Source organism: Cryobacterium sp. MDB2-A-1, assembly GCF_004402675.1.
GTDB lineage: Bacteria > Actinomycetota > Actinomycetes > Actinomycetales > Microbacteriaceae > Cryobacterium > Cryobacterium glucosi.
This window is the reverse complement of the sequence record NZ_SOFK01000031.1, coordinates 12,557-34,816: the sequence shown is the minus strand read 5'-3', so window position 1 is coordinate 34,816 and position 22,260 is coordinate 12,557. Positions and strand designations below refer to the sequence as shown.

Sequence of the window (22,260 nt, the reverse complement as noted above, 5' to 3'; positions counted from 1 at the left end):
ATGCCAGCCCCCACCGTTCGCCTGTCCACCGCCGAAGCGCGCCGATCGATCGTGATCGACAGCGCGATCGAGGTGTTCGCGCGGACCGGGTACCTCGGCACGCCGATCGCGGCGATCGCCGAACACGCCAGGATCTCCCCCGCCTACGTCTCCAAACTGTTCCCGAACAAGGAGGCGCTCTTCGTCGCCGCACTGGACGAATGCTTCGATCGCGCGGGGGCCGCCCTTTCCCGCGGGGCGGACACCGGCGTCGACCGGAGCCCCGACGGCATCCTCTCCGCGATGGGCGGCGCATACGCCGACCTCATCGCCGACAGGTCGCTCCTGATGCTCCAGGTGCACGCGCAGTCCGCCGCCACCGTTCCCGAGATCGGTGCGGCGCTCCGGCGGGGCATCGAATCGATCACGACTCTGGTCCGCTCACGCTCGGGGGCATCGGACGAAGCGGTGCAGCGCTTCGTCGCCTACGGCCAGCTCTGCCACCTCATCGTCACCACCGGACTCGACGAGGTACCGGCCGAGTGGGCGCGCCTGCTCACGGCCGGCATCCGCCACCCCTGACGCGCTCCCCCTCACCGGGCCCCGCAGCCCGACCCAGCATTCGTCACTCTCGCATCGTTCATTCTCGCCATCAGTGAGTGATCAGTCACCCACTTCCCGTTTCCGACACGACACCAACACCAACACCAACACCAACACCAACACCAACACCAGGAGAACACCATGACGAACAACATCCAGCCCGCAATGACACCCGCGACGGCCACCGCTACACCGAACGCCTCCCCCACGCTCACCACCGAGATCGTGATGCCCGGCGTGGTCGAACCGGACGGCTTCCAGATCCGGCGGCGGATGCTGCCGGCACCGTCCCGCGGCCAGGCCCGGGTGCGCGTCGAGGCGAGCGGCATCTCGTTCGCCGAACAGTCGATGCGTCGCGGGCGCTACCCCGGCCAGCCCGCGTTCCCGTTCGTTCCCGGCTACGACCTCGTCGGCGTCGTCGAGGCCGTCGGCCCGGGTGTCGATCCCGCTCTCATCGGCGGGCGTGTCGCCGCAGCGACCAAGACCGGCGGCTGGGCGAGCGAAGCGCTCGTGCCCGCCGCCGACCTCGTGCCGGTGCCAGCCGGGCTCGATCCGGCGATCATCGAGTCTGTCATCGTCAACGGGATCACCGCCTGGCAGATGCTGCACCGGAAGGCGCGTGTCGGGAGCGGCCAGACCATCCTCGTGCACGGGGCGAGCGGCGGAGTCGGCACGATTCTCGTGCAGCTCGCCCGCCACGCGGGAATCCGGGTGATCGGAACGGCCGCTCCCCGGCACCATGAGGCCCTCCGCGGCCTCGGGGTCGAGCCGGTCGACTACTCGGACCCGGACCTCGCCGCCCGCGTCCGCGAGCTCGCCCCCAGCGGTGTCCACGCCGCCTTCGACCACCTCGGCCTCGCGAGCGCCCGGATCTCGAAGAGCCTGCTTGCTCGCGGAGGCACCCTGGTCTCGTACGGCATCGCCTCGGCCCTCAAGGACACCGGGTCCCTCCTGCCGCTCTTCATCGGGCTGCTCGCCCGGCTCACCCTCTGGAACACCCTGCCGGGCGGCCACCGCGCCCTGTTCTACGACTTCTGGGCCGGGCACCGGGTCACGCCGGCCGCCTATCGCAGGCACCACAGGGAGGACCTCACCGCGGTCCTCGACCTCGTCGAGCGCGGCATCGTCACCCCGCAGATCGCCGCACGGTTCCCGCTCGTCGAGGCCGCGGCCGCGATGCGGCTTGCAGAGTCGCGCAGCGCCCTCGGCAAGGTGATCCTGATCCCCTGAGCCGCGGCATCCGGCCCGGGCACGGATGCCGCGCCTCCCCACCAGACGCGGCTCGCGCCGGGTTTTCCCCAGGTCCGAAACCCGCCAGAGGCGCGCGCGGACGCCGACTACAGTCGAACCATGGACAGCATCCCGACCGCCTTGATCCGTCTCCCCAGCCCCATCGGCCGGCTGGAACTCACCGGCGACGACGTCGGCGTCCTCACGCTCGCCATCGAGCGCGACGGGCACCTGCCGCTCGAAACCCAGCCGGAGCACCCCTCCCCCGTGCTCGAAGAAGCGGCGAAACAGCTCACCGAGTACTTCGCGGGCACCCGCACCCGTTTCGACGTTCCGCTGCACCTCGCCGGCGGCACCGCATTCCAGCGTGCGGTCTGGGCGCGCCTCGACGAGCTCGACTTCGGAACGGTCACGAGTTACGGCGAACTCGGCCTCTCCATCGACCGGCCGGGCTCCGGCCGAGCGATCGGCGGGGCCGTCGGCGCGAACCCGCTGCCGATCCTGATCGGCTGCCACCGCGTGCTCGCGAGCAACGGCCGCATCACCGGCTACAGCGGCGGCAGCGGCATCCCGACCAAGGAGTGGTTGCTCGGCCACGAGGGCATCGAGTACCGTTCGTGACCGACCCGGCGCCCAGGGGCGGTGCGACGGCACTCCCGGCGGCGCCCCCGAGCGCCCTCCGCACCGGTGACGACGGAGTCGTACGCTGCGCGTGGGCGAACGGCGACCCGGAGTACCGCCGGTACCACGACGAGGAGTGGGGTCGCCCCCTCCGCGACGATGAGCGGCTCTTCGAGAAGCTCTGCCTCGAGGGGTTCCAGGCCGGTCTCTCCTGGATCACGATCCTTCGTCGCCGACCGGCGTTCCGTGCGGCGTTCCACGGCTTCGACGTCGACAGGGTCGCGGCCATGACCGCGGCCGACGTCGAACGGCTCCTCGACAACGCCGCCATCATCCGGCACCGCGGCAAGATCGAGGCCGCGATCGGCAATGCCAGGGTCACCCAGAACCTCGGCGAGAGTCTCAGCGACCTGATCTGGAGCTTCGCTCCGCCCGCCCGCGCCATCCGGCCGCGGGAACTCGGAGACGTCCCGGCGATCACCCCGGATTCGACGGCGCTCAGCAAGGATCTCCGCACCCGCGGCTACCGTTTCGTCGGCCCGACGACGATGTACGCGCTGATGCAGTCCGCGGGCCTCGTCGACGACCACATCGCCGGCTGCCACCGCGCCCCCTGACCGAGCGAGAGTTCCTTTTCCGGTCGAGAGTGACCGACGCATCTGGCACTTTCGACCGGAAAGGTAACCCTGGCCGAGAGTGAAGAGGCGGTCAGCGGGCGGCGGGAAGAAGGCCGAGGGCGCGCACGTGGTCGCGTTCCTCGATGAGTTCGGCAACGGATGCGTCGATCCGGGTCCGGGAGAAGGCGTTCAGTTCGAGGCCCTGCACGATCTGCCACTGGCCGTCGACCGACCGCACCGGGAAGGAGCAGACCAGGCCCTCCGGCACCCCGTATGAGCCGTCGGAGACGATTGCGGCGGATGTCCAGCGCGCGCCGGTGCCGTGCACCCAGTCGTAGACGTGGTCGATCGTCGCCTCGGCTGCCGACCCCGCCGAGGAGGCGCCGCGCGCGGTGATGATCTCGTAGCCGCGCTTCTCGACCCGCGGAATGAAGGTTCCGGCGAGCCAGTCCTCGTCGACGAGCTCGCGAACCGGTCGCCCAGCGGCCGTCGCGTGGAAGACGTCCGGATACTGCGTCGCCGAGTGGTTGCCCCAGATGGCGAGGCCGTCGATCTCGGAGACGTGCACCCCGAGCCGCACCGCGAGCTGGGCGACGCCGCGGTTGTGGTCGAGCCGGGTCAGCGCGATGAAGCGCTCGGCGGGAATGTCCGGTGCGAACGCGGCGGCGACGAGCGCGTTCGTGTTGGCCGGATTCCCCACGACGAGCACGCGAACGTCGGATGCCGCCCCCGCGTTGATGGCGGTGCCGTGCGGCCCGAAGATGCGGCCGTTCCCCTCGAGAAGCGCAACGCGTTCCTCGCCGATGCCGCGCGGACGGGAGCCCACGAGGAGGGCGACGTTCACCCCGTCGAAGGCGCGCGTGGGGTCATCCGTCACCATCACGTCCCGCAACAGTGGGAAGGCGCAGTCCTCGAGTTCGAGGGCCGTCCCCGCCGCGGCGGCGAGCCCGGCCGGGATTTCGAGGAGCCGGAGGTTGACCGGGGTCGTCGGGCCGAACATCTGGCCGGACGCGATCCGGAAGAGCAGCGCGTAGCCGATCTGGCCGCCGGCGCCGGTTACGGTGACATTCATCGTTGGAGTGGACACGCTGCCAGCATACGGCCGGGTGCCGGGGTTCGTCAGGCGAGGGCCCTGGCGAGCGGCGCGTCTTCCAGAAGCTCGAGCGAGGCGGGCCCCGCCGCACGCAGGGTGAAGCCGGCGCCGGGAGCCCAGTCCAGCAAGTCGTCGACGGTCGCGAGCTCGGGGGCGCTCCGGATCAGGGCACGGGTGAACCGGCCCTTCGCGGTCTTGTTGAAGTGGTTGAGGGCGCGCACCTGCCCATCGGGGGTCTCCGTCACGACGCGGAGCACGACCGAGCCGACCCGCGCCGGTGCGGCACCGAGGGCGACGTAACCCGCGGAGCGGAGGTCGAGCACGAGGCCGGGCTCCTGGGCGAGCAGTGCCGCGATGCGCGGCCCCCAGTGCTGCTTCAGCACGAGTCCGGGCAGCCGGCTCGTCGTCGACAGCCGGTAGGCCGGAATCGGATCGAGGGCGCCGATCGGACCGAACAGGGCCGAGTGGACCAGCACGTGGGCCGCGGCCCAGTCGCGGTCGGCGAGGGTCAGGGTCGGGGCGTCGAGCGCGTCGTAGAGCACCCCGGTGTACCGGTCGAGGGCCGCCGTCGTCGGGGCGGTTGTGAGCGCCCGGTTGTGGGCGACCTCGCCGGACTGGGTGCGGCCGAGCTTGAGGGCGGCCATCATGGCTTCGGGGTGCCGGGCGAGTGAGCGCAGCTCACGCACGAGTACCCGCCGCTGAGCGTTCAGCGACGGGTACCTGAGGTGATTCAGATCGAGCGGTTCGCCGGTACCGCCTGTGCGTTTCGTCTCGGACGGCGGCAGCAGGAGCAGCACGGGCTAGATCGACACGGCTAGACGAGCCCCGCTTTGCGCGCGACGATCGTGACCTGGTTGTTGGCGACCGACAGGAAGCCGTCCTCCGCCTGCGCGACGATCTTCTCGCCGCCGGGCAGGGTCAGGCGCACTTCGCCGCTCGCCAGGATGGCGAGCAACGGCTCGTGGCCAGGCAGGATGCCGATCTGGCCTTCGACGGTGCGCGCGACGACCATGGTCGCCTCGCCGGACCAGACTTCCTGGTCGGCAGAGACGACGCTGACGGTGAGCGGGGCTCCTGCCATGGCTAGTCGTTCTCCTTCTGGATTTTCGCCCACTTCTCTTCGACGTCGGAGATGCCACCGACGTTGAAGAATGCCTGCTCGGCGACGTGGTCGAAGTCACCATTGGCGATCGCGGTGAAGGATTCGATGGTGTCCTTGAGCGAAACCGTCGAGCCCTCGACACCGGTGAACTTCTTCGCCATGTAGGTGTTCTGCGAGAGGAACTGCTGGATGCGACGGGCCCGCGAAACGGTGACCTTGTCTTCCTCGGAGAGTTCGTCAACACCGAGGATCGCGATGATCTCCTGGAGTTCCTTGTTCTTCTGGAGGATCGCCTTGACGCGGACGGCCGTGTTGTAGTGGTCGACGCCCAGGTAACGGGGGTCGAGGATACGGCTGGTCGAGGTGAGCGGGTCGACGGCCGGGTAGAGGCCCTTCGACGCGATCTCGCGGGACAGCTCGGTCGTGGCGTCGAGGTGGGCGAAGGTCGTCGCCGGTGCCGGGTCGGTGTAGTCGTCAGCGGGCACGTAGATGGCCTGCAGCGACGTGATCGAGTGGCCACGGGTCGAGGTGATGCGCTCCTGGAGGATGCCCATCTCGTCGGCCAGGGTCGGCTGGTAGCCCACGGCGCTCGGCATGCGACCCAGCAGGGTCGACACCTCGGAGCCGGCCTGGGTGAAGCGGAAGATGTTGTCGATGAAGAGCAACACGTCCTGCTTGGCGACGTCGCGGAAGTACTCGGCCATGGTCAGCGCGGAGAGGGCGACGCGGAGACGCGTTCCCGGCGGCTCGTCCATCTGGCCGAACACGAGGGCGGTCTTGTCGAAGACTCCGGCCTCTTCCATTTCCTTGATGAGGTCGTTGCCCTCACGGGTGCGCTCGCCGACTCCGGCGAAAACCGAGACACCGCCGTGGTCCTGCGCGACGCGCTGGATCATTTCCTGGATGAGGACGGTCTTGCCGACGCCGGCTCCACCGAAGAGGCCGATCTTGCCGCCGAGGACGTACGGCGTGAGCAGGTCGATGACCTTGATGCCGGTCTCGAACAGCTGGGTCTTGGCCTCGAGCTGGTCGAAGGGCGGCGGCTTGCGGTGGATGGGCCAGCGCTCCGTGATCTCGATCTTCTCGCCGGGCTCGGCGTTGAGCACCTCACCGATGGCGTTGAAGACGCGGCCCTTGGTGACCTCGCCGACCGGAACCATGATGGGAGCTCCGGTGTCCCGGACCTCCTGGCCGCGGACGAGGCCGTCGGTCGGGTTCAGCGCGATCGCTCGGATCAGGTCGTCTCCGAGGTGCAGGGCGACCTCGAGGGTGATCTCAGTGGAGACGTCACCGATGACGATGGTGGTCTTCAGTGCGTTGTACATGCCCGGGATCGAGTCGTGCGCGAACTCGATGTCGACGACCGGGCCCGTGACGCGGGCGATCCGGCCGACGGCAACGGTCGGGGCCGGCGCGTGGACTGGCGCGGTTGCGATGTCAGTCATTGCTCTCTCTTCTCTGGTTTAGTTCTTGGCGGATGAGAGCGCATCGGCCCCACCCACGATCTCGGAAATCTGCGAGGTGATCTCGGTCTGCCTGGCGTTGTTGGACAGCCGGGTGAAGGTCGTGATCAACTTGTCGGCGTTGTCGGCGGCCGACTGCATCGCCTTCTGGCGTGCTGCGTGCTCGGCGGCGGCCGACTGGAGCATCGCGTTGAACACGCGACTCTCGATGTACACCGGCAGGAGCGCGTCCAGGACCGTCTCGACGTCCGGCTCGAATTCGTAGAGCGGCAGGACCTGCCCGTCTCCGGGCTCCTCCACGCCTTCGACGACCTCGAGGGGAAGCAGTCGGACGACCTGGGGCACCTGGGTGACCATGCTCACGAAGCGGTTGAACACCACGTGAATCTCGTCGACGCCACCGTCTTCGGCATCGCGAAGGAAGGTCTCGAGCAGCGACTCGCTGATCTCTCGCGCAATCTCGAACTGCGGCTGGTCGGTGCCGCCGGTCCAGACCCGCTCGGACGCACGCCGGCGGAAGCCGAAGTAGGCGACGGCCTTGCGTCCGACGAGGAAATAGACGACGTCCTTGCCCTGGCTGCGCAGCAGTTCGCTGAGTGACTCCGCTTCGCGCAGCACCTGGGAACTGAATGCTCCCGCGAGGCCTCGGTCCGACGTGAAGATGACGACCGCGGCGCGCTCGATCTTCTCCGGTTCGGTGGTCAGAACGTGCGCGACGTTGGAATACGTCGCGACGGCCGAGACCGCCCGGGTGATCGACTGCGAATACGGAGTCGAGGCCGAAACCCTCGCCCTCGCCTTCTGAATGCGCGAGGCCGAAATCAACTCCATGGCCCGAGTGATCTTCTTCATCGTCTGGGCAGACTTGATCTTCTGCCGGTAGACCCGAAGTTGCGCTCCCATGTGTCTCCTGTGCTTCCTTCTCAGTGAATAGTGGTTGTCTCAGCGCGCGGGTTAGCGGCGGTGCTTGACAATCTTTTCCTGGTTCACGTCGTCGGCGGTGATCGCTTCGAACTGTTCCTTGCCGACGGAGGCGAGCGGCTTGCCCTCACCGGTCTGGAATTCGCGCTTGAAGACGCTGACCTCACGCTCGAGGATCTCAACGGTCTCATCGCTCAGCACGTTCGTGTCGCGCAGCGTCTTCAACACCTCGGTGTTGCGTCCGAGGTGGTCGAGGAGGCCACGCTCGAAACGGAGCACGTCCTCGACGGGAACCTCGTCGAACTTGCCGGTCGTGCCTGCCCAGATCGAGACGACCTGGTCCTCGACCGGATACGGCGAGTACTGCGGCTGCTTGAGCAGCTCGGTCAGGCGGGCGCCGCGGGCGAGCTGGCGACGGCTGGCGGCGTCGAGGTCGGATGCGAACATCGCGAAGGCTTCGAGCGAGCGGTACTGCGCCAGTTCGAGCTTGAGCGTTCCGGAGACCTTCTTGATCGACTTGACCTGCGCATCGCCACCGACGCGCGAGACCGAGATACCCACGTCGACCGCCGGACGCTGGTTGGCGTTGAAGAGGTCGGACTGCAGGAAGATCTGGCCGTCGGTGATCGAGATCACGTTGGTCGGGATGTACGCAGACACGTCGTTCGCCTTGGTCTCGATGATCGGCAGGCCGGTCATCGATCCCGCGCCGAGCGCGTCGGACAGCTTGGCGCAACGCTCGAGCAGACGGGAGTGCAGGTAGAACACATCGCCGGGGTACGCTTCGCGTCCCGGCGGACGACGCAGCAGCAGCGAAACGGCGCGGTAGGCCTCCGCCTGCTTGGACAGGTCGTCGAAGATGATGAGGACGTGCTTGCCCGCGTACATCCAGTGCTGGCCGATTGCCGAACCGGTGTACGGCGCGAGGTACTTGAAGCCGGCCGGGTCGGACGCCGGGGAGGCGACGATGGTCGTGTACTCCATCACGCCGGCATCCTCGAGCGCGCCCTTGACGGCGGCGATCGTGGAGCCCTTCTGGCCGATGGCGACGTAGATGCAGCGAACCTGCTTGTTCACGTCTCCCGAGGCCCAGTTGGCCTTCTGGTTGATGATGGTGTCGATCGCGATGGCAGTCTTGCCGGTCTGGCGGTCACCGATGATGAGCTGGCGCTGTCCGCGGCCGATCGGGATCATCGCGTCGATCGCCTTGATGCCGGTCTGCATCGGCTCGTGCACGGACTTGCGGTCCATGACGCCGGGCGCCTGCAGCTCGAGGGCACGACGGCCTTCGCTCTCGATCGGGCCGAGGCCGTCGATCGGGGCGCCGAGCGGGTCCACGACGCGACCGAGGTAGCCGTCGCCGACGGGAACGGAGAGCACCTCTCCGGTGCGGTGCACCTCCATGCCTTCGACGATGCCGGCGAACTCGCCGAGCACGACAACACCGATCTCGTCTTCGTCGAGGTTCTGGGCGAGGCCCAGGGTGCCATCGGCGAACTTGATGAGCTCGTTGGCCATCACGCTGGGCAGGCCCTCGACGTGGGCGATACCGTCGCCGGCTGTCGTGACGTAGCCGACCTCCGCGGTCGCGGTCTTGCTCGGCTCGTAGGACTTGACGAAGTCCTGGAGAGCATCGCGGATCTCATCGGGGCTGATCGTTAGTTCTGCCATCATCTTCCCTTTCCCGTACGGCTGTACAGGTTCTGTCTTGAACGAAGCGTTGCCGCTCGTGGTTTTTCTGTTCCGTCTGACCAGAGGTCAGCCGGCAAGCTGGAGTCGCAAATCCTTGAGGCGGGTGGCGATGGTGCCGTCGATGACGTCGTCACCGATCTGCACGCGGACACCGCCGACGAGGGAGCGGTCGATGACCTGGTTGATCGTCAGCGTACGTCCGTATCGTGCCGTGAGGCTGGTGCGCAGGCGCTCCAGCTGTGCGGAACTCAGTAGCTCGGCCGTCGAGACGGTCGCAATCGCGGTGCCGCCCTCGTCCGCGACGATTGTCGCGGAGAAACGCAGGAGTGCACCGATGCGACGGCCGCGGGGCTGCTGCACGAGGTGGCGCACGATCACGAGGGTCTGTTCCGAAACCTTGCCGGTGAGCAGGGAATCGATGAGCCCGACCTTGGCGCTGACCGCGCCGAGCTTCGAGGCAAGTGCCAGTTCGAGTTCACCGTTCGACGCGACGGCCGTTCCGAATTCGAACAATTCCGCTTCCACGGCACCCGCGACCGGGGCAGAGGCCGCAACGGCCCGCAGCCCCAGTTCTTCGATGCCGGCGAGCAGGTCGGAGTGACTCGACCAGCGCGCGGCGGCCACCGACTGGAGCAGGTCCAGTGCCGTGGGGGTCAGTTTCGCCGAGAACACGGCGGCAACGAGTGCCGCCTTGGCTGCGGCATCCGCGGCGGGATCGACCAGGGCAGACAGCAGCTGCGCAGAGTCGCCGATGACACGGCCGGAGTCGAGCAGGCCTTCGCCCGTTGCGAGATCGGTCGTTCGGCCGTGGGCGGCGAGAACCGCCCTCGTTGAGGCCAAAGCTTCCCTGGTGGCGCTTCCCATTACTTAGCTGCTTTCTCCGAGGCCTCAAGGTCGGCCAGGAAACGGTCGACGATGGCACTCGCCTTCGCGTCGTCCGTCAGGCTTTCGCCGATGACACCGGACGCGAGGTCGATGGCCAGGGCGCCGACTTCGGCACGGAGGGACAGAACTGCCGCCTGACGTTCCGCTTCGATCTGGGCCTTGGCACTCGCGGTGATGCGGGCCGCCTCAGCGCCGGCCTGCTCCTTGAGTTCGGAGATGATCTTCTGGCCGTCCGCACGGGCTACGTCGCGGATCTTGCCTGCTTCCGCACGGGCGTCGGCGAGCTGGGCCGTGTACTGCTCGAGAGCGGCCTCGGCCTTGCGCTGGGCGTCATCCGCCTTGGCGATGTTGCCCTCGATGGCCTCAGCACGGTCGTCGAGCATCTTCTGCATCCTCGGAAGGATGAGCTTCCAGAAGAAGAACAGAATCACGACAAAGCACACCGCGGACCAAATGATGTCCGGCCATGCGGGAAGGAGCGGGTTGTGCGCCTCTTCCGCGGCGGCTGCAATTACTGCGTGAAGCATCATGCCTCCATATCTAGGTGAAAAAGAGGACGATTAGGACGTGAAGATGAAGTACGTTGCGATACCGATGAACGCGAGCGCCTCGGTGAAGGCGATGCCGATGTACATCAGGACCTGGAGCTGGCCGGCCAGTTCGGGCTGACGAGCAACGCCCTCGATGGTCTTGCCGACGACGATACCCACGCCGATTGCCGGGCCGATTGCGGCGAGGCCGTAACCGACAGTGGCGATGTTTCCTGAGATTGCCGCGAGAACGGTAGTTGCGTCCACGTTTGTTTCCTTCCGTTGTGACGAATACGGCGAGTGCCGGGTTCGAGGTTAGTGTTCTTCAGCCACCGCGAGCTGGATGTAAACGGCGGTGAGCAGGGCGAAGATATACGCCTGGAGCACGGCGATCAGCACCTCGAAGAGGGTGAACGCGAGTCCGAAGACGAGGGTGCCCGCACCGAAGAGCTTGAAGGCTCCATCGGCCGTGAAGAAGAAGAACTGGGTCGCCGTGAAGAACAGCACCAGCAGCAGGTGGCCGACGATCATGTTCATCAGCAGTCGCAGGGTCAGCGTGACCGGGCGCACGAGGAAGGTCGAGATGAACTCGATCGGCGTCACGATGATGTAGAGCGCCTTCGGCACGCCGGGCGGGAAGAGCGAGTTCCGGACGAAGTTGCCCGGGTTCTTCTTGAGGCCGGCGTAGATGAAGGTGCAGTACGAGATGACGGCGAGGAGCAGCGGAACGCCGATCACCGACGTGCCCGCGATGTTGAAGAACGGGATCGGTCCGGTGAGGTTCATGAACAGCACGAGGAAGAAGATCGTCGTGAGGAGAGGCAGGAAACGCTTGCCCTCCTTCTTGCCGAGGATGCTTTCCGCGATGTTGACCCTGGCGAAGTCGAGGCCCATCTCCACGAGGCTCTGCAGCCGGGTCGGTACGACCTTCATGCGGCGCGTGCCGAGCCAGAAGAGCAGGATCAGGGCGGCCATCGCAATGAAGCGGATGAGCATGATCCGGTTGATCTCGAATGGCGTCCCAACGAAGAAGACGCCCTCGGGGAAGAACTCATTGATGGATGGACCTTGGAAGGTACCGTCGCCGGTAGCCAACGGGAGCATCAGGTTTACGGCGGTTTCTAGCAGCGCTTTCTCCTGGTTCGGGGCGGGGAGCTCTGCTCTCGCGAAGACGAAAAATGGGTCGGAACGTCGAGCACGACAAAAGCAGCGCTGCGGGGCGAACCGGTCATTACCCTACCAAGAAACCCACCTCGGGCCGAATCCTGCGGGTGAATATTCATCGGTTTTTCTGTTCTCCGCTGCGGGGCAGATCACTCACGTACGGAACGCGGCTCTTGCGGATGACCACCACGTCGACGATCAGGGATCCGATGACGCCGGCGATGATACTCAGGAACAGCACGACCGGCTGCACCCAGGGCTGCCCCTTGAGCAGCACGACGAGCACGAGGAAGATCACGAATTTGAGCAGCCAGCCGCCCAGGACGATTCCGAAGAACGCGCCGACGGCGGCTGCGGTCCCGGCGAAGCGGTTGGCGATCAGGATGCTGCCTGCCGTGATCCCCATGAACACGAGCGCCATCCCGGTGCCGATCAGGGCGCTGAGCACTCCGATGCCGCCGGCGGCGAGCCCGCCGGCGATCATCCCGACCACGGCGATGCCGCCGGCGAGGTAGCCGCCGTAGACGAGGATGCTGCGGAACACCCGGTTGGACGTCGGCTGCAGGGATCCGGCTGGCTGGGTGGCGCTCATACGTGCTCCTCGGCTTGCGTCGATGCCTCGTCGAGGCGATCGAGCTTCACGATGTCGTGGGGAAGGGTGGCTGGGTGGGCGAGCTGGGTGGCCGCTTCGATCTTCTTGGAGCGGCTGAGCGGCGCGAGGGTCACGATCGTGCAGGCGACCAGGGCGCAGATCAGGAAGATCGTCGCCCACCAGGTCTGCACGCCGAAGTAGACGGGCAACACGAAATAGAGCAGGCAACCGACGGCTACGGCGGCCGTCCAGCCGTAGAAGATCAGCACGGCGTGCAGGTGCGAGTGCCCCATGTCGAGCAGCCGGTGGTGCAGGTGCTTCCGGTCGGCGCTGAACGGGGACTTGCCCGCGCGCACCCGGCGGAACACGGCGAGTGCGAAATCGAGCAGCGGGATGATCAGGATCGCGAACGGCAACAGGATGGGGATGAACGCGGGAAAGAGCTGGGACCGGTTCACCGCGGTCGGGTCGACCTGGCCGGTGATCGCGATCGCCGAGGTCGCCATCAGGAGGCCGACGAGCATGGAGCCGGAGTCGCCCATGAAGATCTTGGCGGGACGCCAGTTGAGCGGCAGGAAGCCGATGCAGGCACCCACGAGGATCGCGGCGATCACCGAGGCGAGGTTGAAGTAGTTGCTCGGGGAGGTGTCCCGTACGAGCAGGTAGCTGTAGATGAAGAAGACGCCGTTGGCGATGAGGGCGACCCCGGCGACGAGGCCGTCGAGGCCGTCGATGAAGTTGATCATGTTCATCACGAGCACGATCACGAAGACGGTGATCAGGATCGACATCCACGAGGAGCCGACGGTGAGCCCGCCGATCGGGAGGGAGAGCACCTGGACGCCCTGCCAGGCGACGAGCCCTGCCGCGATGAACTGGCCGGCGAGTTTGGTCATCCAGTCGAGGTCCCAGAGGTCGTCCGCGACGCCGAGCAGCACGATCATCAGGGCGGCGCCGACGATGGCGAGGATCTGCTCAGGATCGGAGAAGACAAGCCGGAGCGGCGCGAACTGGGCGGAGATGAGGTAGGCGACCCCGAAGGCCGCGACAACGCCGAAGAAGATGGCGACCCCGCCGAGCCGGGGGGTCGGCCGGGTGTGCACGTCCCGCAGGCGGATCTTCGGATAGATCTTGTAGCGGTGGCTGACCTTGAGCACGACCCAGGAGAGGACGGCCGTGACAACAGCCGAGACGATGGCCAGCAGGACGAATACGGTCATGGCTAGCCCGCGACATCCGTTTCGGTCGAATCGCCGGTCGCGTCTTCGCGGGCGGATGCTGCGGGCACCTCGTCCTGCGGAGTCGCGGCAACGGGGGCGACGAAGCCTTCCGGTGCGAGCGCGTCGCCGACGACGGCTGCGAGGGCCTCCCGGGAGATCACGCCCTTCCGCACGATCACGAGCTTGCCGCCATTGGTGTGGAAGCCGGTCGCATCGATGATCGTCGAGGAGGTATCGCCGGCCCGGTCGCCGATCGGCTCGTAGCCGGTGCCGGCCGCTCCCCCGTCGAGGTAGACCTCGACGCTCTCGCCGAGCATCTCGGCGGCGGTCGCCGCGTCGACCGCTGACGGCAGGCCGCTCGTATTAGCACTCGAGACGGCGAGGGGGCCGGTGTCGGCGAGGAGGTCGAGGGCGATCGGGTTGCTCGGCATCCGCAGGGCGACGGTGCCGCGGGTGTCGCCGAGGTCCCAGACCAGGGAGGGCTGGGCGTGGAGCACCACAGTCAGCCCGCCCGGCCAGAATTCCGCGACGAGCTCCCGCACGGGCTGAGGAATATTGACCGCGAGCGCGTCGAGGGTGCCGATACCCGGAATCAGCACGGGCGGCGGCGACTGCCGGCCGCGGCCCTTCGCGTCGAGCAGGCGTTGCACGGCCTCTGGGCTGAACGCGTCGGCGGCAAGGCCGTAGACCGTGTCGGTGGGGATGACGACGAGCGCGCCGCGAGCGATCGCCGAGCGTGCCAGTCTCATGCCGGTTGCGTAGTCCGAGACAACCGTGCAGTCGTAGATGCGTGTCATTGCGCCCAATTCTAGTGCAGGGGTGTTTCCCAAGGCTGGGAGTGGGGGTCAGGGCGTAGGGCGGATGGCCGTGGTCGCCCGGTCGCGGGTGGTGTAGTCGCGGTGGGTCGCGGTCGCGCGCCAGCCGTCGCCGGTCAGCAGGGCACGGATGTCGGCGCCCTGCAGTTCGCCGTGCTCGATCACGAGCACTCCGCCGGGGCGCAGCAGGCGCAGGGCCGTCTGCGAGACGTGCCGGACGACGTCGAGGCCGTCCGCCCCGCCGAAGAGTGCGTGCGCGGGATCGAAGAGACGCACCTCGGGGTCGCGCGGCACGGCATCCGCCGGTATATAGGGAGGGTTCGAGATCAGGACGGCGACGGTGCCGTCGAGTTCGGCGAGGATGCCCGTGTCTGCGAGGTCGCCGAAGACGAGGGTCGCATTGGCCGCGTTCACCGCCGTGAAGTTGCGGGTCGTCCAGGCGAAGGCCTCCGGCGAGTTCTCGACGGCCCAGATCCGCGCGTTCGGCACTTCGACGGCGAGGGAGAGCGCGATCGCGCCGCTCCCGGTGCCGAGGTCCACGCCGATCGGGTCAGGGTCGGGCACGGAGCGGAGGGCGTCGATCGCGAACTGGGCCACCTGCTCGGTCTCGGGTCGGGGTACGAAGACGCCCGGGCCGACGAGGAGTTCGATCGACCGGAACGGGGCTCGCCCGGTGATGTGCTGCAGCGGTTCGCGCAGGGCGCGGCGAGAGACGAGGACGTCGATAGCGGCGGCATCCGCCGACGTGACACCGGTGCGAAGGATGACGGCGGCCTGCACCTCTCCGCGGCTCCGGCCGAGCACGTGGCCGATCAGGAGGTCGGCGTCGACCTCGGGGTCGGCGATGCCCGCGGCGGCGAGGATGCCGATGGTGCGGGCACGGATCGTGTCCACCGCGTCCGGGACCGCTTCGCCCGCGTCGGGGGCGGAAAAAGTGCCGGGAATGGAATGGTCGTCGTCTTCAGTTGTCACACCTTGGAATGTAACGTAATGAAGCGCGCTCTCCCAATGCCGGAGCCGTAGGCTGGGCGAGGTTCCCGATCCGAATGACCCGATGACCCGACCGAAAGGCACTGCGATGACCGCACGCATCTACTCCGACATCACCAAGGCAGTTGGAGGGACACCGCTGGTCAAGCTCAACCGCCTCACGGCGGGCCTCGACGCGACCGTGCTCGTCAAGCTCGAGTTCTACAACCCCTCCGCGAGCGTCAAGGACCGGATCGGCATCGCGATCGTCGACGCCGCAGAGGCCTCCGGTGAACTCCTGCCCGGCGGCACCATCGTCGAGGGCACGAGCGGCAACACCGGCATCGCGCTCGCGCTCGTCGGAGCGGCCCGCGGCTACAAGGTCATCCTGGCGATGCCGGAGACCATGAGCAAGGAGCGCCGCGTCCTCCTTCGCGCCTATGGCGCCGAGATCGTGCTGACGCCGGGGGCCGCCGGCATGCGCGGCGCCGTCGAGAAGGCCGAAGAGATCGTCGCGAACACGCCCGGTGCGATTCTCGCCCGTCAGTTCGACAACCCCGCCAACCCGGCGATCCACTTCGCGACAACCGGCGTTGAGATCTGGGACGACACCGAAGGCGCCGTCGACATCTTCGTCGCGGGCATCGGCACCGGCGGCACCATCACGGGCGCCGGGCGACTGCTCAAGGAACGCAAGCCCTCCGTGCACATCGTCGGCGTCGAGCCGATCGACTCCCCGATCCTCACCGGCGGCAAGCCGGGTCCGCACAAGATCCAGGGCATCGGCGCGAACTTCATCCCGTCCGTTCTCGACACCGACCTCTACGATGAGGTGACCGATGTCACCCTCGCCGATTCCCTCACCACCGCTCGCGCACTCGCGACCGACGAGGGAATCCTCTCCGGCATCTCGGGCGGCTCCGCCGTCTGGGCGGCCATCGAGCAGGCGAAGAAGCCGGAGAACGCCGGCAAGACCATCGTCGCCATCCTCCCGAGCTTCGGAGAGCGTTACATCTCCACCGTGCTGTACGAGGACCTGCTGGACTAACAAGAACGGGAACAACTGAAAACCGACATGGGAGTCATTTCACGCATCCGTGAGGACATGGCGATGGCGCGCGCCCACGATCCGGCAGCCCGCAGCAACGTGGAGGTCTTCCTCGCGTACAGCGGGCTGCACGCCGTCTGGTCGTACCGCATCGCGCACCGGATGTGGGTGGCCGGGTTCTACCTGCCCGCCCGGCTGGTCTCCCAGTTCACCCGGTTCCTCACCGGGATCGAGATCCACCCCGGCGCCCGGATCGGGCGCCGGTTGTTCATCGACCACGGCATGGGCGTCGTGATCGGGGAAACCGCCGATGTGGGCGACGACGTGATGCTCTATCACGGCGTCACTCTCGGCGGGAAGACCCGGCACGGCGTCGTCCGCGGTGAGAAGCGGCATCCCACCCTTGGCGATGGCGTCACGATCGGCGCGGGCGCGAAGGTGCTCGGCCCGATCACGATCGGCGCCTGGAGCACGATCGGCGCGAACGCCGTCGTCACGAGGGACGCCCCGCCGAAGTCCCTGCTGCTCGGCATCCCCGCGACGATCCAGCCGGTGCGCGCGCAGACGATCGAGGGCGCGCGCGGTCTCCCGGTCTCCGACGAGGACTAGCCGGCTCGCGGCATCTGCCGCCGCCGCCGCCCAGAGTCACCAGAAATGCCCAGAATCGCCGTTCGACCGGCGATTCTGGGCATCTTCCGCGACACTCGGGCGCGAAACCGGTTAGTCGTGGTCCCCGATTTCGGCGAGGCGGGTGGCCTCGTCCGCGAGGATGCAGGACTCGATGACGGCGTCGAGGGCGCCGTTCATCACGGTGTCGAGGTTGTACGCCTTGTAGCCGGTGCGGTGGTCGGCGATACGGTTCTCCGGGAAGTTGTACGTGCGGATGCGCTCTGACCGGTCCATCGTGCGGATCTGGCCCTTGCGGACCAGGGACGCGGCCGCGTCGATCTCTTCCTGCTGCCGGGCGAGGACGCGAGCGCGCAGGACGCGCATCCCGGCTTCCTTGTTCTGCAGCTGGCTCTTCTCGTTCTGCATCGCGACCACGATTCCGGTCGGAAGGTGGGTGATGCGCACCGCGGAGTCCGTCGTGTTGACGGACTGGCCGCCGGGGCCGCTCGACCGGTAGACGTCGATCTTGAGGTCGTTGTGGTTGATCTCGACTTCTTCGGGCTCATCGACCTCTGGAAACACGAGCACGCCCGCCGCAGAGGTGTGGATGCGTCCCTGCGACTCGGTCGCCGGCACCCGCTGGACGCGGTGCACGCCGCCCTCGTACTTGAGGTGCGCCCAGACGCCCTCAGCGGGGTCGTTGGTGTTGCTCTTGATCGCGAGCTGGATGTCCTTGATACCGCCGAGGTCGCTCGTGGTCTGCTCGATGATCTCGGTTTTCCACTTTTTCGACTCGGCGTAGTGCAGGTACATCCGGAGGAGGTCGGCGGCGAACAGTGCGGACTCCGCACCGCCCTCCCCCATCTTGATCTCCATGATCACGTCGCGGGCGTCGAGCTCATCGCGTGGGATGAGCAGGCGGCGCAGCTTCGCGGAGGTGTCCTCGAGCTGGACCTCGAGCCCGGGGATCTCCTCGGCGAAGGACGAGTCCTCCTCCGCGAGCTCCCGGGCGGCGTCGAGGTTCTCGCCGATTTCTTTCCACTCGTTCCAGGCCGCGATGATACGGCTCAGCTCGGCGTAGCGCCGGTTGACCTTCTTCGAACGGGCCGGGTTGGAGTGCAACTCCGGGTCGGCCAGTTCAGACTGCAGCTCGTCGAATTCGGCCTGCAGAGTCAGAACAGACTCGAACATTACTTGTCCTTGTCTGACCCGTTCAGGGACGGCATCGACTTCTGAACCTGCATGAGGAACTCCACGTTGGAGGACGTCTCCTTGAGGCGGCCGAGGACGACCTCGAGCGCCTGCTGCTGGTCGAGTCCGGCAAGCGCACGACGGAGCTTCCAGGTGACCTTGACCTCGTCCGAGCTCATCAGCATTTCTTCACGACGGGTTCCCGATGCGTTGACATCGACCGCCGGGAAGATCCGCTTGTCGGCGAGCTGGCGCGAGAGGCGCAGCTCCATGTTGCCGGTGCCCTTGAACTCCTCGAAGATGACCTCGTCCATCTTGGAGCCGGTCTCGACGAGCGCGGACGCGAGGATGGTGAGCGAGCCACCGTTCTCGATGTTGCGCGCGGCGCCGAAGAAGCGCTTGGGCGGGTACAGGGCGGATGCGTCGACTCCACCGGAGAGGATCCGGCCCGACGGCGGCGCGGTCAGGTTGTACGCCCGCCCGAGTCGCGTGATCGAGTCGAGGAGCACGACGACGTCGTGTCCGAGTTCCACGAGGCGCTTGGCACGCTCGATGGCGAGCTCGGCGACCGTGGTGTGGTCCTCGGCCGGGCGGTCGAAGGTGGAGGCGATGACCTCACCCTTGACCGTGCGCTGCATGTCGGTGACCTCTTCCGGCCGCTCATCGACCAGCACGACCATGAGGTGGACCTCGGGGTTGTTGGTGGCGATGGCGTTCGCGATCTGCTGCATGACGATGGTCTTGCCGGCCTTGGGCGGCGCGACGATGAGGCCGCGCTGGCCCTTCCCGATCGGGGCGACGAGGTCGATGATGCGCTGGGTGAGCTTGCCGGGCTCGGTCTCGAGGCGGAGACGCTCCTGCGGGTACAGCGGGGTGAGCTTCTGGAACTCAACGCGGTTGGCGGCTTCCTCGACGGACAGGCCGTTGATCGAGTCGACCTTGACGATCGCGTTGTACTTCTGGCGGCCGTTCTGGTCGCCCTCGTGCGGCTGGCGGATGGAACCGACGACGGCGTCACCCTTCCGCAGGTTGTACTTCTTGACCTGGCCGAGGGAGACGTACACGTCGCTCGCACCGGGCAGGTAGCCGGAGGTGCGCACGAACGCGTAGTTGTCGAGGACGTCGAGGATGCCGGCGACGGGGATCAGCACGTCGTCGTCGTTCAGCTCGGGCTCGAAGTCGTCGCCGGCGGTGACGCCGCGGCGCTTGCGGTCACGGAACCGGTTGCGGTTGCTGCGGCTGTTCAGGTCGTCGTCCTGGCCACGGTCCTGCTGGTTGCGGTCCTGCTGGCCGCGCTCCTGCTGCTGGGCCTGACGGTCCTGGTTGCGTTCCTGGTTACGTTCCTGGTTGCGCTCCTGCTGGGCCTGGCGGTCCTGCTGGTTGCGGTCCTGCTGCGCCTGGCGGTCCTGGTTGCGGTCCTGCTGGGACTGGTTGTTCCGGTCCTGCTGCGCCGCGTTGTTGCGGTCCTGGTTGCGGTCCTGATTGCGGTCCTGGTTATCCTGGCCGCGCTCGGCGTTCTGGTTCTGCTGGTTCTGGTTGCGGTTCGACTGGCGGCCGTTCTGCTGACGGGAGTTGTCGTCCTGCTCGCCGCCCGCCTGGTTCTGGTTGCCGCCCCGGTTGCGGTTACGGTTGCGACCCTGGCGCGGCTGTTCGGCCTGCTCGGTGGACTCGTCGGAGTCCGTGTCGGTGTCCGTGTCGGCGGTGACCGTCTCGGCGTCCGCCGTGCGGTTGCCGGCGAAGTGGTCGACGGGAGCGTCTGCGGATGCCTCGGCGGTCGCGACGTCCTCATCGGTCGCGACGGGGATGCCCGCCGTGCCCTGTGCGAGTTCGTCGTTCAGGGCGTCGATGCGGCTGCGCGCGTCGATGCTGTTGCGGGCGGAACCGTTACGTCCGTTGCCGCGGGCACTGCTGCGGCGCGAGCGGCCGGTGGTGACGGGGGCCTCGGTGACCTCGGCGGTCTCGGTGTCGGTCGCTGCGGCATCCGTCGCGGCGGAAGACGCGGGCGCTTCGCTCGTGGGAACCTCGACGACGGGAACCTCGACGACGGGAACCTCGACGACGGGAGCCTCGACGACGGGAGCTTCGGCGGAAGGCGCCTCGGTCGGGGCCTCGGTCGCTGCTGCTTCCGCGGCGGCCTTGACCGACACGGACGTGGCGCGCTTGCGCGCCTGGCGGACCGGCTTCTCGGCGGCGACAGGGGCCTCCGTGGTGCCGGTGCCACCGGCGTAGGTGGTGGGGGCCGTCGTGCGACGGGTCGTCGCGGCGGCGTCCGGGAGGATGAGGCCGATGCCGAGGTCGCCGTCAGCGTTGACGTGCGCGGCGGCGGGGGCAGCGGTCGCGGTGGTGGCGCGGCGCGGCGCACGCTTGCGCGGCGGGGCTTCGACGAGAGTCGCGGTCGCGGCTGCTGCCGCGGCCGGCTCGGCGACGGCCGGCTCGGAAACGAGCTGCTCGGAGACGACCGGCTCGGTCGCGGCGAAGGCGGGGATTTCGAGCTCGGGGCTCACGGTGTCGCCACCGGCCTGGACGGCGGTGATGGCGGAGACGAGCTCGCCCTTGCGGAGCTTGGAGGAGCCGGGGATGCCCAGTTCGAGCGCGAGAGCCTGAAGCTCTGCGACACGGAGGGTTCCCAGGCGGGATGAATCCGCGGCACTTGCGCGGAGGTTGACGTCAGTCACGAAAATTTGTCCTTTCCCCCGGCACGAACATTTACGAAAACCGGGGAAGCTGTGGCAACGTCGGAGGCGCTGCGGGTGGTTCAATCCCACAGAAAGTGGATTGAAGTGAACACACACAGCCACGCACAGATGTCGCGATAGCAGTGAGTTACGGGAAATGCACCATCGAAAGGAACCGGTCGTTAGGCGATTTCTTCGGGTACGCCATCGACTCTAGCAGAGCATTCCGAGAACGGATGCCGCGCCATCCCCTGCCGCGGCACCCCCCGTTCGCGCGCTTCAGGTCAGGCGGCGACTGCCGCGTCCGTGCGGGTGACGGTCGCGCCCTGGAAGTCCACGGCGAGCATGAGTGCCTGCCAGGGGGTCTCCGAGTTCGCGGCGACGAGCTCCGCGGCGACGAGGCGCTGGCCGGGGTCGCTCGCGAGCACGAGGATCGACGGGCCGGCTCCGGAGACGACGGCCGCGAAGCCGTGCTCCCTGAGCAGGGTGATCAACCGGTTGGTCTCGGGCATCGCGGCGGCACGGTAGCTCTGGTGCAGCTTGTCCTCTGTCGCGGCGAGCAGCAGCTCCGGGCTCTGGATGAGCGCGGCGATGAGCAGCGCGGAGCGGGACAGGTTGAAGACGGCGTCCTCGTGCGGCACGGTCTCGGGCTGGAGGCTGCGGGCGAGCGCGGTTGACATGGCCTGCTCAGGCACGAACACGAGCGGCTTCACGCCGCGGTGCACCATCAGCTTCTTGTGCCGGGGGCCCTCCGGGGTCGTCCACGCGATCGTGAGGCCGCCGAAGAGTGCGGGCGCGACGTTGTCCGGGTGCCCCTCCATCTCGGTGGCGAGGGTGAGCAGTGCTTCGGAGTCGATGTCGACGATGCCCTCGAGCAGGCCCTTGGCGGCCATGATCCCGGAGACGATCGCTGCCCCAGAGGATCCCATGCCGCGGCCGTGCGGGATCTTGTTGTGGGCGACGAGCGCGAGGCCCGGCATCCGCTGCCCATAGGCGGCGAAGGTGTGCGCGATGGCCTGCACGACGAGGTTCGTCTCGTCGGTCGGCACCACGCCGGCGCCGACGCCCTGCACGTCGACGAACACGCCGGGTTCCTCACGCACGTTCACGTCGAGGCGGTCGTAGTAGGAGAGGGCGAGGCCGAGGGTGTCGAAGCCGGGGCCGAGGTTCGCGGTCGTCGCGGGAACCTGGACGGTCACCGAACGGCCGGCGAGGAGGGAGGGACCGGACACGGCTTCGGC

Annotated in this window: 23 protein-coding genes; 6 read left to right on the top strand and 17 right to left on the bottom strand. The window is 67.6% G+C overall.

Annotation, left to right across the window (positions count from 1 at the left end):
- The 4 genes from E3O39_RS12805 to E3O39_RS12790 all read left to right on the top strand — a co-directional run bounded on the left by E3O39_RS12805 (window position 1) and on the right by E3O39_RS12790 (window position 3,050).
- Window positions 1-561, top strand: a complete 561-nt coding sequence (locus E3O39_RS12805) for a TetR/AcrR family transcriptional regulator (protein ID WP_134448176.1) — start codon at window positions 1-3, stop codon at window positions 559-561.
- Between the two features lie 162 nt (window positions 562-723).
- Window positions 724-1,812: a medium chain dehydrogenase/reductase family protein gene (locus tag E3O39_RS12800; RefSeq protein ID WP_206751189.1), complete on the top strand. Its 1,089-nt coding sequence runs from the start codon at window positions 724-726 to the stop codon at window positions 1,810-1,812.
- Window positions 1,813-1,932: 120 nt separating this feature from the next.
- On the top strand, window positions 1,933-2,433 hold the full coding sequence (locus tag E3O39_RS12795) for a methylated-DNA--[protein]-cysteine S-methyltransferase (protein WP_134448174.1): 501 nt from the start codon (window positions 1,933-1,935) through the stop codon (window positions 2,431-2,433).
- A complete protein-coding gene (locus tag E3O39_RS12790; protein ID WP_134448172.1) occupies window positions 2,430-3,050 on the top strand; it encodes a DNA-3-methyladenine glycosylase I in 621 nt (206 codons plus the stop codon). The genes E3O39_RS12795 and E3O39_RS12790 overlap by 4 nt, the downstream gene beginning before the upstream one ends.
- Before the next feature lie 91 nt (window positions 3,051-3,141).
- Here the strand turns inward: E3O39_RS12790 and E3O39_RS12785 are convergent, their stop codons facing one another.
- The 14 genes from E3O39_RS12785 to prmC all read right to left on the bottom strand — a co-directional run bounded on the left by E3O39_RS12785 (window position 3,142) and on the right by prmC (window position 15,472).
- A complete protein-coding gene (locus E3O39_RS12785; RefSeq protein ID WP_174774851.1) occupies window positions 3,142-4,137 on the bottom strand; it encodes a malate dehydrogenase in 996 nt (331 codons plus the stop codon).
- Window positions 4,138-4,169: 32 nt separating this feature from the next.
- Entirely contained in the window at window positions 4,170-4,940 is a 771-nt protein-coding gene (locus E3O39_RS12780) for a YaaA family protein (RefSeq protein WP_134448168.1), read from the bottom strand.
- 17 nt (window positions 4,941-4,957) lie between these two features.
- Window positions 4,958-5,224 (bottom strand): F0F1 ATP synthase subunit epsilon, encoded by a 267-nt coding sequence (locus E3O39_RS12775; protein ID WP_134448166.1) that lies wholly within the window; start codon window positions 5,222-5,224, stop codon window positions 4,958-4,960.
- Between the two features lie 2 nt (window positions 5,225-5,226).
- Entirely contained in the window at window positions 5,227-6,690 is a 1,464-nt protein-coding gene (gene atpD / locus E3O39_RS12770) for a F0F1 ATP synthase subunit beta (RefSeq protein WP_134448164.1), read from the bottom strand.
- Between the two features lie 18 nt (window positions 6,691-6,708).
- Window positions 6,709-7,611 (bottom strand): F0F1 ATP synthase subunit gamma, encoded by a 903-nt coding sequence (locus E3O39_RS12765; protein ID WP_134448163.1) that lies wholly within the window; start codon window positions 7,609-7,611, stop codon window positions 6,709-6,711.
- A 51-nt stretch (window positions 7,612-7,662) separates the two neighbouring features.
- Window positions 7,663-9,300, bottom strand: coding sequence for a F0F1 ATP synthase subunit alpha (gene atpA, locus E3O39_RS12760; RefSeq protein ID WP_134448325.1), 1,638 nt, complete (start codon window positions 9,298-9,300; stop codon window positions 7,663-7,665).
- 87 nt (window positions 9,301-9,387) lie between these two features.
- A complete protein-coding gene (locus E3O39_RS12755) occupies window positions 9,388-10,185 on the bottom strand; it encodes a F0F1 ATP synthase subunit delta (RefSeq protein ID WP_134448161.1) in 798 nt (265 codons plus the stop codon).
- Window positions 10,185-10,733, bottom strand: a complete 549-nt coding sequence (locus E3O39_RS12750) for a F0F1 ATP synthase subunit B (protein ID WP_134448323.1) — start codon at window positions 10,731-10,733, stop codon at window positions 10,185-10,187. The genes E3O39_RS12755 and E3O39_RS12750 overlap by 1 nt, the downstream gene beginning before the upstream one ends.
- 33 nt (window positions 10,734-10,766) lie before the next feature.
- Complete coding sequence (atpE, locus tag E3O39_RS12745) at window positions 10,767-11,003, bottom strand: ATP synthase F0 subunit C (protein ID WP_134448159.1); 237 nt, start codon at window positions 11,001-11,003, stop codon at window positions 10,767-10,769.
- A gap of 48 nt (window positions 11,004-11,051) precedes the next feature.
- Window positions 11,052-11,840: a F0F1 ATP synthase subunit A gene (gene atpB, locus E3O39_RS12740; RefSeq protein WP_134448157.1), complete on the bottom strand. Its 789-nt coding sequence runs from the start codon at window positions 11,838-11,840 to the stop codon at window positions 11,052-11,054.
- Window positions 11,841-12,015: 175 nt separating this feature from the next.
- On the bottom strand, window positions 12,016-12,492 hold the full coding sequence (locus E3O39_RS12735) for a hypothetical protein (RefSeq protein WP_134448155.1): 477 nt from the start codon (window positions 12,490-12,492) through the stop codon (window positions 12,016-12,018).
- Window positions 12,489-13,712 carry an MraY family glycosyltransferase gene (locus tag E3O39_RS12730; RefSeq protein WP_134448150.1) on the bottom strand — a complete coding sequence of 408 codons (1,224 nt, stop codon included), beginning with the start codon at window positions 13,710-13,712 and terminating at the stop codon, window positions 12,489-12,491. The genes E3O39_RS12735 and E3O39_RS12730 overlap by 4 nt, the downstream gene beginning before the upstream one ends.
- A gap of 2 nt (window positions 13,713-13,714) precedes the next feature.
- Window positions 13,715-14,509, bottom strand: a complete 795-nt coding sequence (locus E3O39_RS12725; protein WP_134448148.1) for an L-threonylcarbamoyladenylate synthase — start codon at window positions 14,507-14,509, stop codon at window positions 13,715-13,717.
- 48 nt (window positions 14,510-14,557) lie between these two features.
- Complete coding sequence (gene prmC, locus E3O39_RS12720; RefSeq protein WP_370294889.1) at window positions 14,558-15,472, bottom strand: peptide chain release factor N(5)-glutamine methyltransferase; 915 nt, start codon at window positions 15,470-15,472, stop codon at window positions 14,558-14,560.
- A 133-nt stretch (window positions 15,473-15,605) separates the two neighbouring features.
- Here prmC and cysK point away from each other — a divergent pair, with 133 nt between their 5' ends.
- Window positions 15,606-16,544 carry a cysteine synthase A gene (gene cysK / locus E3O39_RS12715; protein WP_134448145.1) on the top strand — a complete coding sequence of 313 codons (939 nt, stop codon included), beginning with the start codon at window positions 15,606-15,608 and terminating at the stop codon, window positions 16,542-16,544.
- 27 nt (window positions 16,545-16,571) lie between these two features.
- Window positions 16,572-17,153, top strand: a complete 582-nt coding sequence (gene epsC, locus E3O39_RS12710; RefSeq protein WP_134448143.1) for a serine O-acetyltransferase EpsC — start codon at window positions 16,572-16,574, stop codon at window positions 17,151-17,153.
- Between the two features lie 111 nt (window positions 17,154-17,264).
- On the opposite strand, the gene prfA is transcribed toward epsC, so the two are convergent.
- The 3 genes from prfA to thrB all read right to left on the bottom strand — a co-directional run bounded on the left by prfA (window position 17,265) and on the right by thrB (window position 22,251).
- A complete protein-coding gene (gene prfA, locus E3O39_RS12705; protein ID WP_134448141.1) occupies window positions 17,265-18,344 on the bottom strand; it encodes a peptide chain release factor 1 in 1,080 nt (359 codons plus the stop codon).
- Window positions 18,344-21,019, bottom strand: a complete 2,676-nt coding sequence (rho, locus tag E3O39_RS12700; protein ID WP_134448139.1) for a transcription termination factor Rho — start codon at window positions 21,017-21,019, stop codon at window positions 18,344-18,346. The genes prfA and rho overlap by 1 nt, the downstream gene beginning before the upstream one ends.
- Before the next feature lie 284 nt (window positions 21,020-21,303).
- Window positions 21,304-22,251, bottom strand: a complete 948-nt coding sequence (thrB, locus tag E3O39_RS12695; RefSeq protein WP_134448321.1) for a homoserine kinase — start codon at window positions 22,249-22,251, stop codon at window positions 21,304-21,306.
- Between the last annotated feature and the right edge of the window lie 9 nt (window positions 22,252-22,260).

What these genes read in the sequence shown, in the direction of transcription:
- E3O39_RS12805 (WP_134448176.1), top strand. Translation starts at nt 1, where the DNA reads ATGCCAGCCCCCACCGTTCGCCTGTCCACCGCCGAAGCGCGCCGATCG.
- E3O39_RS12800 (WP_206751189.1), top strand. Translation starts at nt 724, where the DNA reads ATGACGAACAACATCCAGCCCGCAATGACACCCGCGACGGCCACCGCT.
- E3O39_RS12795 (WP_134448174.1), top strand. Translation starts at nt 1,933, where the DNA reads ATGGACAGCATCCCGACCGCCTTGATCCGTCTCCCCAGCCCCATCGGC.
- E3O39_RS12775 (WP_134448166.1), bottom strand. Translation starts at nt 5,224, where the DNA reads ATGGCAGGAGCCCCGCTCACCGTCAGCGTCGTCTCTGCCGACCAGGAA.
- atpD (WP_134448164.1), bottom strand. Translation starts at nt 6,690, where the DNA reads ATGACTGACATCGCAACCGCGCCAGTCCACGCGCCGGCCCCGACCGTT.
- E3O39_RS12765 (WP_134448163.1), bottom strand. Translation starts at nt 7,611, where the DNA reads ATGGGAGCGCAACTTCGGGTCTACCGGCAGAAGATCAAGTCTGCCCAG.
- atpA (WP_134448325.1), bottom strand. Translation starts at nt 9,300, where the DNA reads ATGGCAGAACTAACGATCAGCCCCGATGAGATCCGCGATGCTCTCCAG.
- E3O39_RS12755 (WP_134448161.1), bottom strand. Translation starts at nt 10,185, where the DNA reads ATGGGAAGCGCCACCAGGGAAGCTTTGGCCTCAACGAGGGCGGTTCTC.
- E3O39_RS12750 (WP_134448323.1), bottom strand. Translation starts at nt 10,733, where the DNA reads ATGCTTCACGCAGTAATTGCAGCCGCCGCGGAAGAGGCGCACAACCCG.
- atpB (WP_134448157.1), bottom strand. Translation starts at nt 11,840, where the DNA reads ATGCTCCCGTTGGCTACCGGCGACGGTACCTTCCAAGGTCCATCCATC.
- E3O39_RS12735 (WP_134448155.1), bottom strand. Translation starts at nt 12,492, where the DNA reads ATGAGCGCCACCCAGCCAGCCGGATCCCTGCAGCCGACGTCCAACCGG.
- E3O39_RS12730 (WP_134448150.1), bottom strand. Translation starts at nt 13,712, where the DNA reads ATGACCGTATTCGTCCTGCTGGCCATCGTCTCGGCTGTTGTCACGGCC.
- E3O39_RS12725 (WP_134448148.1), bottom strand. Translation starts at nt 14,509, where the DNA reads ATGACACGCATCTACGACTGCACGGTTGTCTCGGACTACGCAACCGGC.
- cysK (WP_134448145.1), top strand. Translation starts at nt 15,606, where the DNA reads ATGACCGCACGCATCTACTCCGACATCACCAAGGCAGTTGGAGGGACA.
- epsC (WP_134448143.1), top strand. Translation starts at nt 16,572, where the DNA reads ATGGGAGTCATTTCACGCATCCGTGAGGACATGGCGATGGCGCGCGCC.
- prfA (WP_134448141.1), bottom strand. Translation starts at nt 18,344, where the DNA reads ATGTTCGAGTCTGTTCTGACTCTGCAGGCCGAATTCGACGAGCTGCAG.